This window comes from Psychromonas sp. Urea-02u-13 (genome assembly GCF_002835995.1).
In the GTDB taxonomy this organism is placed as follows: domain Bacteria; phylum Pseudomonadota; class Gammaproteobacteria; order Enterobacterales; family Psychromonadaceae; genus Psychromonas.
Map to the genome: position 1 here is coordinate 39,642 of NZ_PJBZ01000070.1, position 12,219 is coordinate 51,860.

The 12,219-nt window shown below is 38.7% G+C and carries 10 protein-coding genes; 3 read left to right on the top strand and 7 right to left on the bottom strand.

Annotated elements, in window-relative coordinates:
• Nucleotides 1-9: 9 nt before the first annotated feature.
• From CXF74_RS13885 to CXF74_RS13895, 3 genes are all read left to right on the top strand, one after another.
• A complete protein-coding gene (locus tag CXF74_RS13885) occupies nucleotides 10-450 on the top strand; it encodes a TetR/AcrR family transcriptional regulator (RefSeq protein WP_101083127.1) in 441 nt (146 codons plus the stop codon).
• A gap of 416 nt (nucleotides 451-866) precedes the next feature.
• A complete protein-coding gene (locus CXF74_RS13890) occupies nucleotides 867-5,261 on the top strand; it encodes a response regulator (protein WP_198552859.1) in 4,395 nt (1,464 codons plus the stop codon).
• On the top strand, nucleotides 5,262-6,143 hold the full coding sequence (locus tag CXF74_RS13895; protein ID WP_101083129.1) for a GGDEF domain-containing response regulator: 882 nt from the start codon (nucleotides 5,262-5,264) through the stop codon (nucleotides 6,141-6,143).
• A 55-nt stretch (nucleotides 6,144-6,198) separates the two neighbouring features.
• On the opposite strand, the gene ychF is transcribed toward CXF74_RS13895, so the two are convergent.
• From ychF to CXF74_RS23115, 7 genes are all read right to left on the bottom strand, one after another.
• Entirely contained in the window at nucleotides 6,199-7,290 is a 1,092-nt protein-coding gene (gene ychF / locus CXF74_RS13900) for a redox-regulated ATPase YchF (RefSeq protein WP_101083130.1), read from the bottom strand.
• A gap of 123 nt (nucleotides 7,291-7,413) precedes the next feature.
• The gene (gene pth / locus CXF74_RS13905; protein ID WP_101083131.1) at nucleotides 7,414-8,004 is read right to left on the bottom strand and encodes an aminoacyl-tRNA hydrolase; all 591 of its coding nucleotides are present in this window, start codon (nucleotides 8,002-8,004) and stop codon (nucleotides 7,414-7,416) included.
• A 5-nt stretch (nucleotides 8,005-8,009) separates the two neighbouring features.
• Nucleotides 8,010-8,630, bottom strand: a complete 621-nt coding sequence (locus tag CXF74_RS13910; RefSeq protein WP_101083132.1) for a 50S ribosomal protein L25/general stress protein Ctc — start codon at nucleotides 8,628-8,630, stop codon at nucleotides 8,010-8,012.
• Nucleotides 8,631-8,848: 218 nt separating this feature from the next.
• Entirely contained in the window at nucleotides 8,849-9,796 is a 948-nt protein-coding gene (locus CXF74_RS13915) for a ribose-phosphate pyrophosphokinase (protein WP_101083133.1), read from the bottom strand.
• 88 nt (nucleotides 9,797-9,884) lie between these two features.
• Nucleotides 9,885-10,739, bottom strand: coding sequence for a 4-(cytidine 5'-diphospho)-2-C-methyl-D-erythritol kinase (gene ispE / locus CXF74_RS13920; RefSeq protein WP_101083134.1), 855 nt, complete (start codon nucleotides 10,737-10,739; stop codon nucleotides 9,885-9,887).
• A 19-nt stretch (nucleotides 10,740-10,758) separates the two neighbouring features.
• Nucleotides 10,759-11,382, bottom strand: coding sequence for a lipoprotein insertase outer membrane protein LolB (gene lolB, locus CXF74_RS13925; protein ID WP_101083135.1), 624 nt, complete (start codon nucleotides 11,380-11,382; stop codon nucleotides 10,759-10,761).
• 219 nt (nucleotides 11,383-11,601) lie between these two features.
• Nucleotides 11,602-11,760 (bottom strand): diguanylate cyclase domain-containing protein, encoded by a 159-nt coding sequence (locus CXF74_RS23115; RefSeq protein WP_157822408.1) that lies wholly within the window; start codon nucleotides 11,758-11,760, stop codon nucleotides 11,602-11,604.
• Between the last annotated feature and the right edge of the window lie 459 nt (nucleotides 11,761-12,219).

Genomic DNA, 12,219 nt, shown 5'->3' on the forward strand with positions numbered 1-12,219 from the left:
TGATAAAAAATGGCTAAAAGTACTCAAAAACAAGCGTTATTAACAGAGAAACGCATTCATCAAGCGATTGTTGATATCTTCATGGAAAAAGGATGGGAAGCAATAAGCTACGGCTCAATTGCTAAACATACTGGACTCTCTCGTGGGGGTGTACAGCGCATTGTGCCAAATAAAGATGCCATGATGAGCGCTTTTCAGGGGCAAGTTGCACAATTCGTTGCTGGGCAATTAGATTTTTCAACTGAAAAATCAATTACTGAAAGTTGGCTCATCGCGCTTGAAAATTTACAATTCAGGAACTGCTTAAAGTTTTTTATTGGTGCTATTTCAAGTGATACATTGGGAAAAACACTGGCGAAAAAAGGCTTTGATGGTTTTTCTGATAAAGTAGGTCAAGAAAAGATGCAGTCGCTAATTGGGTTATCAGTTTATCGTTTATTAGAAGACTAAATATACCAGCACAACAAAAACGCTTAAATAATTTAACTTCAATAAATCAGTTACTTCAGCGCATAATAATCAAATAATAGTCTAAGCTTACTTTTAACGAAATAAGCTTTGGACTATTAAATGCAATATAACCTCTCAAATCATTATTGTTACTCTGTAAATCACTTTTTTTATTAAATTTCTTTGTTCACACTTTCCTTTTTTCTTTTAATAAAAACGACAAAGTGCGTCATTCTTATCTTTCCAAGCAAGCCATATTGTCTACAAAGCACGGTGTTGCCCGTCATCATTTTCTCGCACTTTTTTTATAATTATTCAAGAGAGTTAACCCTTTGGAAATTAAAAATAAATTTAAAAAGTCAAAATCATTGTTTAATAATTTAATGTTTTGGTTTTTGTTACTGTCATTGGTACCCATGAGTATCACTTCTTTAGTGAATTATCAGCAAGCGAAGCAAAGTTTGTTGACTGTGACTGAAGACAAGCTATATCAAAGTTCAGAGGCGAGTTATCAATTTATTAATAATTGGTTTTCATACCGCTTTGTTGATATTAACGTACAGGCTCGGGGACAAGTCACGAGTCAGTTACTTGAGCAAATAAGCACAGGGTGGGGGAACAGTGAAGAGACCTTAAAAAACTATGTAAAGAGCGATGATTGGTTAATTAAAACAGAAGGCTTACAAGATGATTTAGTTAATTTAAGCAATAGCTATGATTATATCTATGATCTTTTTTTAATTGATAAACAAGGAAATATTTTGTTTACGGTCAAAAACAAGCTGTATTTAGGCGATAACTTAATTAACGGAGCATTATCAGATAGTAAGTTTGCTCAAGTGGCTTTTGAGACACTTAATGATGGAAAGACACTTTTTTCGGATTTAGAGCGTTATAGTGCTTCTAAAGAACTCATTTCAGGTTTTTTAACCGCACCAGTATTTGATGATGCAGGCGATATCATCGGGATTTATGCGATGCAGTTACGTCTCGATAGTATCTTTGAAAGAATGATCCACCAAGATGATGTTAACTCCTCCCAGAGACACTATTTTGTTGCTGACGATGGTTTATTACGCACCCCTGTGTTGAATGACTTGGCCACAGTGTTAACACAAGAAATAAAAACAGAACAATTTAAACGCTGGTATTCAGGGCATCATAGCGAGGCACAAAACCAAGTCGCTAATGAAGTGATTTTTGAATACCAAGGCCCTGCGGGAAATAAAGTATTTGGTATTCACCAGTTAGTGGTTATTCATAATATTGATTGGCTACTGATCAGTGAAATAGATAGCGCCGAAATTTTTGAAGCAAGCAACAAAATGGCAAAAGCGACGCTCATTATGCTGCTCTTCTCTATTGTTATTATTGGCGGTATTGTCTTTTTCCTGGTGAAACGTATTACCACTCCTCTGCAAAAACTCTCTGAAGCGAGCCAGAATGTTGCCCTAGGAAAAGATAATCAACAAGTTGATATTGTTGTAAATAATGAAATAGGCCAGCTGGCAAATTCATTTAATAATATGTTAACAAAGCAACAGAAAACAGAATTAGAGATAAGTAAGAGCAACCAGCAGCTTCGTGATGCATTAAGTGAATTATCGAGTCAGCAATACGCACTTGATCAACATGCCATTGTGGCGATTACTGATATAGCGGGCACCATTGTTTTTGTTAATGATAAGTTCTGCGAGATTAGTGGTTATAATCATGAGAAGTTAATTGGCTCAAATCATCGATTATTAAATTCTGGCACGCATCCTAAAAGTTTTTTTATTGAAATGTATAAAACCATTAGTAGCGGTTTAGTTTGGCATGGTGTTATCTGTAATCGTAATCAAAATGGCGAGTTATATTGGGTCGAAACTACTATTACGCCTTATAAAGATGACAAAGGAGTGGTGCAACAATATATTGCTATTCGCACGGATGTGAGCAAACAAAAGGTATTTGAACAGCAACAACAAATGGGTTTAAAAATAGCCGCGATTAAATTGGCTATCAGCAGTTCATTTTCCCGTGAAAATTCACTACAGAAACAGCTGTCAGACGGTTTGTTACATCTTTTTGAGTTACCGAAATTTAATCTTATTCCAAAAGCTTGCATATATACCTTTAATAATGAAAACCAATCTTTTGAGCTTATTGCTAAGCAAGGCCACTTTTCTACGCATCAGTTAGCAGATGAAGAGAAGTTATTAGCGTTATGCCATCAAAGTTTGCACTCTAATGGTCTTGTAGTTAATGACTTTTGCAATGAGAAAGGCTGCGAAGAGCATGGTGAGCACGGCCATTTTATTTTGCCGTTAACCAGTGAACTTGATGGGATTGAAGGCGACAATAATAATTTAGTCGGGATTATTTTACTGTTCACTGAGGTAAACAGTGTACTTGATGGTGAAAAAACTCAACTATTAGCGGAAGGCGCTGCTATCTTCACTAATGCTATTTTACGTGATAAAGCGAATAAACTGTTAAAAAGTGCAACCGAAACCGCATTACAAAACAGTCAGTTAAAAGGCGATTTTTTAGCCAGTATGAGCCATGAAATTCGCACGCCAATGAATGGCGTACTGGGTATGTTAGGGCTGTTACTTAATAGTGAGCTTAATAAAGATCAAAAGCATAAAGCGGAATTAGCCAAATCCAGTGCAGAATCATTATTGGTCTTAATCAACGACATTTTAGATTTCTCCAAAGTTGAAGCGGGGAAAATGGAACTTGATATTATCGATTTTAATTTAAGAGAGATGCTAGGAGAGCTTTCAGAAGCAATGGCATTACGAGCACAAGAAAAAGGGGTTGAGATAATTCTTGATGTGACTGCGATAGACGACTCTATGGTAAAAGGAGACCCTGGGCGACTACGTCAAATAGCGACAAATTTAATCAGTAATGCGATTAAGTTTACTGAGCAGGGTGAAGTGAAAATTACCGCATGGTTAGAGGAAAAAGAAGAAGGGTTGTTAGTTTTACAATGTGATGTTGAAGACTCTGGTATTGGCATTGCAGAGGGGAAAATAAATGATTTATTTGACACTTTTACGCAAGTCGATGCATCCACTACTAGAAAATATGGTGGTACAGGGTTAGGCCTTGCTATTTGTAAAAAATTATCACAATTGATGGGCGGAGATGTGCGGGCCACGAGTCAATTAGGTAAAGGCAGCACGTTCAGTTTTAGTGCAAATTTAAAAACCAGCCAACAATCTCAGCGTGTTTTACCAAGGATTGATATTAGTAAATTAAATTTACTCATTGTGGATGATAACTTAACTAATTTAGAAGTACTTCGTGGCCAATTAGAGCATTGGGGGGCGACCGTAACAGAAGCGACAAGTGGAAAGCAGGCATTACAACTTTGCTCTGAGTGTTGGTCATCCCCAGAAAGCAATTTCGATGTCGCTTTATTGGATATGCAAATGCCCGAAATGGATGGCGCAGAATTAGGTAAAATACTGCGTGCTGACAGTCGTTTTGATGAGATGAAGCTAGTGATGATGACATCCATTTCGATTCAAAATGAGCCGAACTTTTTTGCCAAATTGGGTTTTAACGCTTATTTCCCTAAACCTGCAACCACTTCAGACCTATTCAAAGCATTAAGTGTGGTTGTTGATAATGGCGAAACATTCAGCGAAGCCATGCCGTTAGTTACACATGATTATTTGGCATCGTTAGTTCAGAAAAGTGTGCTAATTGAAGATCCTGTATTTGATAAAACCGCCGTGAAAATATTATTGGTTGAGGATAATAAAGTAAATCAAATGGTCGCTTTAGGCATATTACAAGAGTTTGGGTTTAGCGCAGATATCGCTGAAGATGGTCAGCAAGCGCTTGATATTCTAAATAATAGTTCAAAAGACAAACCTTATGATGTTATCTACATGGATTGCCAAATGCCTGTGATGGATGGATATCAAACGACTTATAATATTCGCCACGGCGATGCTGGAGATCATTATAAAAGCATTCCGATTATTGCCATGACGGCAAATGCGATGGAAGGCGATCGCGAGAAATGTTTACAGTCTGGTATGGATGATTATATCGGTAAACCGATTGACCCCGCTTTACTGGAAAGTAAACTGTACCAATGGTTAGCACTTGATGCCGAGAAATTAGGTATTGTCGCACCTGTTTCAGTCACCCCTGTCGCCGATAAAAAGGTTAGCCTCGCTAGCGAAGGGGATTTAATCTGTTGGCATCAAGCGGAAGCGCTACAGCGATTGGTGAATAAAGAGTCATTGTTAATTTCTTTAATTAATACTTTTATCGAAGAGATTCCATCGAAAATAGAGCAACTTTCTGATGCGGTGCAGCAAGGTGATGATAAAGAAATTGCATTATTAGCACACACCATTAAAGGCGCATCGGCCAATTTAAGTGGGTTAAAACTAAGTTATTATTGTGCTCAACTTGAAGCGTTGGCTAAGTCAGAAGATAAAAGGTCAGCAGAGCAAGCATATCTCAGTTTGTTTGATGAATTATCACTCAGTTATCATGAATTAAAGGATGAGTTTAACCAATATATCGTTAATACTATGGAACAAAATTCATGCGAAGAAAGTCTCTCAATTGAACAGGCCATTGCATTCTTATGTGCTTTAAATTTACGCCTGGCAGAGAGTGATTATATTGAAAGTGAAGAGCTAAACCCGCTTATCGAAAGTACTTTTGGTCATCAAATTAATGAATGGCTAAAAGAATTACAACAGATGATTATGCTCTTCGACCTTGCTAGCGCACAACAACTTACTGAAAAAATTATTGTTCAATTAGAGCAGATAAATAAAGGAAATAGTTAAATGTCAGATAAAGCACTAATTCTAATTGTTGATGACTCTCCGACCAATTTACAAGTGTTAGCCGCCTGTGTAAAAGACGATCATCGTATCAAGGTGGCCACTAACGGTTTGCAATGTTTACAAATCGCACAAGCAGAGCCCAAACCAGACCTTATCCTATTGGATGTTGAAATGCCGGGTATGAATGGTTATGAAGTCTGCCAAAAATTGAAATCAAGTGATGATACCGCAGATATACCGGTTATTTTTGTAACGGGTTTGCTCGGTGATAAAGACGAAGAGAAAGGGTTGCTACTAGGTGCTGTGGATTATATTACCAAACCTATTCGTCCTGCCATTGTTATTGCACGTGTAAAAACACATATCACCTTAAAGCTACAGCGTGACAAATTAAATAAAATGGCCTTTTTTGATCAATTAACCGGGCTTTATAATCGTCATTATTTAATTGATATGGCGACTAAAAAGGTCGCTCGTGCGTTACGCCATAAATATAATTTATGGGTATTGATGATAGATATCGATCACTTCAAGAATATTAATGATACCCATGGGCATCCGATGGGTGATGAAATTCTTAAATTGGTTGCTTCAACACTAGTATCTGATAATCGTAGTGAAGATATTGCGGCTCGCTTTGGCGGCGAAGAGTTTGTTGTTATGTTTGACCCCTGTGATTTAAAAAATGCCTTGGTTAAAGCAGAGCGGATTCGAACTAAAATAGAGCAGCTTAATCCGCATGGTATCGGGGTAACGGTGAGTATTGGTATGGCAAAACTGGTTGCTGAAGATGCGACTTTTGAGCGTTTATTAAAACGTGCCGACGAAGCGCTATATGCAGCTAAAGAGAATGGCCGTAATCGTATTGAAATGTCATCATAAAGCAAAAAGGCAACCGATTGGTTGCCTTTTTCATACTGCGTATAACAAAAAAGAGTTACACGTTAAAACGGAAGTGAATGACATCACCGTCTTGAGTAATATATTTCTTACCTTCAGAGCGTAATTTACCCGCTTCTTTTGCGCCAGATTCACCACCAAACTCAACGAAATCAGCATAACTAACCGTTTCTGCACGGATAAAACCACGTTCAAAATCACTGTGAATAACACCGGCTGCTTGTGGTGCTGTTGCGCCAATCGAAACTGTCCATGCGCGTACTTCTTTAACACCCGCAGTAAAGTACGTTTGTAGATGTAGAAGTTGGTAACCGCTGTAAATAACACGGTTTAAACCTGGCTCATCTTGGCCAATTGCTTCTAAGAAGTCTGCTTTGTCTTCTTCATCAAGCTCAGAAATTTCTGATTCAATAGAAGCACATACAGGTACTACAACCGCATTTTCTTTCTCTGCAATCGCACGTACAACATCAAGATATTCATTGTCTTCGAAGCCATCTTCAGCAACGTTAGCAATATACATCGTAGGTTTACCTGTTAAGAAGTTTAAGTAAGCAATCGCCGCTTTCTCGTCAGTATCTAAATCTAGGCCACGTACCATGCCATCAGCTTCAAGATGTACCTTTACTTTCTCTAATACAGGTAGTTCAAACTTAGCGTCTTTATCGCCGCCTTTTGCTTTTTTAGCAATACGTAAGATACTACGATCGCAGCTTTCTAAATCAGCAAGTGCAAGTTCAGTATTGATGATATCGATATCATCTTGTGGGTCTATTTTACCCGATACGTGTACGATATTATCATCATGGAAACAACGTACTACATGGCCAATTGCATCGGTTTCGCGAATATTTGCAAGGAATTTATTACCTAGTCCTTCACCCTTTGATGCACCTTCAACAAGGCCTGCAATATCAACAAACTCCATCGTTGTTGGGATAACACGCTCTGGCTTTACTATTTCAGAAAGCTTATCAAGGCGAGGATCAGGAACAGGAACAATGCCTGTATTTGGTTCAATAGTACAAAACGGGAAGTTTGCAGCTTCAATGCCCGCTTTAGTAAGTGCGTTAAAGAGAGTAGATTTACCTACATTTGGTAATCCTACGATGCCACATTTGAAACCCATGTTATATACCCTTTGATTTGTTGACTCTATTGTAACTACTCAATTGATCGCGATTTAAGCTTATTTAAACCGCCAAACAGCACCCATGTTAATGGGGGACAAGTAGATACACTCTATTTAATTTTATTGTGCTTTAAAACTGTGCAAGCGATTCATCGCTATAGCTAACCCGTCTTGGCCTAAAATAGGCATACAACGTGCTGCTTCATCAATACTTTGGTCAATGAGATCTTGTTCCGATCTAGGTGCTTTGCCTAGTACAAAACCACTGACTCTATTTTTGTCACCGGGGTGACCAATACCAATACGCAAACGATAGAAATTCTTATTATTACCAAGTTGGCTAATAATATCACGCAAGCCATTATGCCCACCATGACCACCACCTAATTTAAACTTCGCGACACCGGGAGAAAGATCAAGTTCGTCATGTGCGACAAGTATCTCTTCGGGTTTTATGCGATAAAAATTCGCCATAGCTGCAACTGATTTGCCACTAAGGTTCATAAAGGTAGTTGGAACAAGAAGTCGCAGATCGTTACCAGCAAATTGAATACGGCCAGTTAAACCATAAAATTTTGCTTCTGCTTTGAGTTGGATATTTTCTTGTGAGGCGAGTTGGTTTAAAAACCATTGACCGGCATTGTGTCTTGTTTGTACGTATTCTGGGCCTGGATTAGCCAGGCCCACAAGCAGTTTAATCGTTGTTGACACGATTATTATTCAGCTGCTGCTTCTACTACTGCTGCTTCTTCTTCTACTGCTGCTTTCTTAGCAAGTGCAATAGTTACAAGAGGAAGGTCATGTGCAGTACCTTTAGATAGTTCAACAGATTCAACGCCAGCAGGGAATACTAGGTCAGAAATATGAACAGTAGCACCAAGCTCAACTGCAGCTAGATCAACTTCAACAAAAGACGGTAGGTCTTTAGGTAGACAAGCAACTTCAACATCGTTAGCGATACGTGAAACAACACCGCCACTTTTAACTGCTTCAGATGCATCTTCGTTGATGAAGTGAAGTGGAACAGTTGTATGAAGTTTCTTAGCAGCATCAACACGTAGAAGATCTAAATGTTGGATTTGCTCTTTGAACGCGTGACGTTGAACAGCTTTAAGTAAAACTGGCTCAGAAGCACCGTCAATTTGTAGGTCAAGGATTGAAGAGTAAAACGCTTCAACACATTCAACTTTACGTAATTCTTTTTGTTCAAAAGTAAGTGATACTGGCTCTTTGCCTGCACCGTATACGATTGCTGGTACTAGGTCTGCGTGACGAAGGCGGCGGCTCGAACCTTTCCCTAGGTCTGTACGTGTTTGTGCAACTAATTTAATAGACATTGTGTAACTCCAATAGCGAGAAAGCGAAAGTTGCTTCCTCAAAAAAAATAGATTTTATCTTGCGACCAGACAAAATCACCTTTTGGCTCGTAAATGAGCGTATAAAAAAGGCGCGCCATAATAACGCACCCAACATATTTGTACAAATGAAAAGCAAAAAAAAACGCCTAAAAAGGCGTTTTAATTTTTTAAGCACTCACTAATCAGTGCTTATCAATTTAGTAATGAAACATTGCTGAAATTGACTCTTCGTTACTGACACGACGAATCGCTTCAGCCAACATACCACTTAAAGTAAGTTGCTTAACTTTACCGGTTGCAGCAATCTCTGCTGAAAGCGGAATTGAATCGGTAACAATGAATTCATCAATGGCAGAGTTTTTGATGTTTTCAGCTGCTTTTCCAGAAAATACTGCGTGCGTAGCATAAGCATAAACAGAAAGGGCACCACGTTCTTTTAGTGCAACGGCTGCTTGACATAAAGTACCACCGGTATCAATCATGTCATCTACGATAATACAATGGCGACCTTCAACATCACCAATTAAGTGCATTACTTGTGCAACGTTCGCTTTAGGGCGACGTTTGTCGATAATAGCAAGATCAGCATCATCTAATAATTTTGCGTGAGCACGTGCACGTACAACACCGCCAATATCAGGCGAAACAATCATTGGATTATCTAATTTTTTCTCTAACATATCTTCAAGTAGTACTGAGCTACCAAATACGTTATCAACAGGCACATCAAAGAAACCTTGAATTTGCTCTGCGTGTAAGTCTACCGTTAATACACGATCAACACCTACATTAGACAAGAAGTCAGCAACAACTTTTGCAGTAATTGGAACACGACTTGAACGAACACGGCGATCTTGACGAGCATAACCAAAGTAAGGGATAACAGCAGTAATGCGGCCAGCTGAAGCGCGACGCATTGCATCAATCATTACGATTAATTCCATTAAGTTATCATTGGTTGGTGCACACGTTGATTGCACGATGAAAATATCATCGCCACGTACATTTTCATTAATTTGTACGTGTATCTCGCCATCACTAAAACGGCCAACTTCAGCGCTTCCTAGTTTGATGAAAAGACGGTCAGCAATTTTCTGAGCTAATTCTGGTGTCGCGTTACCTGCAAATAGTTTCATATTTGGCACTTTGAGGACCTCTGTAATCCTGGGATTTGATGTTAAAAAGCAACATGCTTATTAACATGAGTAGCTGACCGTTAAATCAACCACAATATTATTCTAACGTCGATAAAAGCGCATTAACGGGAGAAGTGTTTAATCCTTTGCAGGAAAAAGCAGTTAACCATGAAGGGCTCTTATCTAATACAACTTGTGCTTCTTGGGCTGTGGGGAATGTGCTAAAAACACATGCACCAGTGCCAGTCAATCGAGTCGGTGCGTATTCTACCAACCAGTCGATAACCTTGGCAACCTTAGGATAACTATTTTTTACGACAGGTTCGCAATTATTGAGCCAATCTTGATGCATTAAGTGTGCTAAAGAGCGCTTAGGTGTGTTACGAATAAGGTCCGTATTTTGGAACACCGCGGGTGTCGATATATGGCAATCAGGTGTCGCTACTAAGTAGTGATTCTCTAGGGGCGAGACACTTGTGAGTTGTTCTCCTACACCCTCTGCAATGGATGCTTTACCGGCGATAAATATAGGTAAATCAGCGCCTAAAGACAACCCAATTTGTGCCAGTTGTGTTCTTGTTAAATTGAGATCCCAGTGATAATTTAATGCTAGTAATGTGGTCGCTGCATCTGACGATCCGCCTCCAAGGCCTCCTCCCATCGGTAGGTTTTTTTCAAGGTGGATATTTACGCCTAAATTTACATCACCATATTGCTTTAACATTGTGGCTGCTTTGAAGATAAGGTTATCTTGCATTGGCAAACCTTCAATGTCTGGGCTGATAACTATTTCACCTGACGTATTGGCTGTCATGGTTAAATAATCACATAAATCAATAAACTGAAAAAGAGTTTGTAATTCGTGGTAACCATCTTCACGTTGGCCGTTGATATAGAGAAAGAGATTCAATTTAGCGGGCGCGGGCCATCGGATAGCGTCAGTTTTTAACATAATTTACTTCTTATTTTATTTATTGTTGTGAAGGTGTTTGCACAGGTCTTTGTATAGGTATTTGCCAGTTTGATATTTTGAATTTTAAGCGTAAATCACCACGTGTTAACTGCAGCTTATGAGGTAAATTTATCTGCTCAATGGTGCGATAATCCGCATAATTTATTAACCACAAGCCAGTGCTTGTTTGTCCGCCTAATAAACTGCTCAGTTGGTGGTTATCGTCTAACTGATAACTTGCACCACTTGGGTTACCTTTTATCCATTGTTGTAATTGTTCTATTGGTAACACCATGCCAGATAGCTCTGCAATTAATTGCTCTGGGTTATTTGAATGGTACTTTTCACCATCAATAATGACGTTGTTGTTATCTACCTTTTGTATGTCTAATACATTGATACCCAGCGGGCCATTAAGGCGAATATGAAAGCCATTTTTAGACTGTTGCCAATTTATATTGACCGACTCTCGACCCTCGGGTGAGAAAATACCCAATTTTCCAGAAAGAGACCAATCGGTTAATTGCTCAAGTTGGTTTTTGTGTGACTCCCATGAATTATTGATCTGCAACTCTGGATCAGGAGGAAGGGCACAGCCCGTAAAAATGAGGGGGAATAAGAGATAAAAAAAGCGCAATTTCATGTTAGTTATATCTGCCTGTTGGTGATGGTCGTTGCTTTGTTATTGCCTGAAGCCTATTGCTTGAAGTCATGTGAGCGTTCACATGGCTCTATCATAATTGATTGTGCTCTATGACGGTATGGCTATCGACTTTTTTTGTAATTCAGTTCAAAAAAAGTCAACCTCTGAATCACTAAAACTGTCATTCGGCGCACTGATTTTATTTTCTAGTATTAACTTTTAGTAGATATGAGATTGGTTTCTGCCCTGTTGCTTGGCATAATATAACGCACAATCAGTAGCTTCAATAACGTTTCTAGGATCTGTTTGTGTGGTAATTTCAGTGCCTCCTATACTGATAGTTAATGAAGCTATTTTTGCATATTGATGTGTCGCGATAACAACTCTACTACGCTCGAACGCCTACATTACATCGATAGCATCGTAATATTTCACCAAAATAACAAACTCTTCACCCCGAAACGAAATGTTTTATAAGCAGCTTCTTTTTCCTGTGTAAATTCAGGTCGTTAAATGAATGGGGCGGGTAGTAATAGCAACCTGATTACATCTGTTCTCAGTCTTGACGAGTGTTATCTGCGTGATGAATGTTGAAAGGAGGATAACTGTTTAATGTCAGTTGAGGGTTTTAACGGAGGAATTAACAAAGGCATTTTATAATCTACTTTGGCTTTATTTCTTTACACCTTGAATTCAAATAGTAAGTGTTTAATGAGTATTGCTAGGTTAGTTGAAAAAAAAGCCGCAGATGATTAAAGAAAATCTCGAAACATGAGTACTCATGCCTTACAACATAATAGTATTAACTACTGAGGTGACTACTGTATTTACTGAGGT

What these genes read in the sequence shown, in the direction of transcription:
- CXF74_RS13885 (WP_101083127.1), top strand. Translation starts at nt 10, where the DNA reads ATGGCTAAAAGTACTCAAAAACAAGCGTTATTAACAGAGAAACGCATT.
- CXF74_RS13890 (WP_198552859.1), top strand. Translation starts at nt 867, where the DNA reads ATGAGTATCACTTCTTTAGTGAATTATCAGCAAGCGAAGCAAAGTTTG.
- CXF74_RS13895 (WP_101083129.1), top strand. Translation starts at nt 5,262, where the DNA reads ATGTCAGATAAAGCACTAATTCTAATTGTTGATGACTCTCCGACCAAT.
- ychF (WP_101083130.1), bottom strand. Translation starts at nt 7,290, where the DNA reads ATGGGTTTCAAATGTGGCATCGTAGGATTACCAAATGTAGGTAAATCT.
- CXF74_RS13910 (WP_101083132.1), bottom strand. Translation starts at nt 8,630, where the DNA reads ATGTCTATTAAATTAGTTGCACAAACACGTACAGACCTAGGGAAAGGT.
- ispE (WP_101083134.1), bottom strand. Translation starts at nt 10,739, where the DNA reads ATGTTAAAAACTGACGCTATCCGATGGCCCGCGCCCGCTAAATTGAAT.
- lolB (WP_101083135.1), bottom strand. Translation starts at nt 11,382, where the DNA reads ATGAAATTGCGCTTTTTTTATCTCTTATTCCCCCTCATTTTTACGGGC.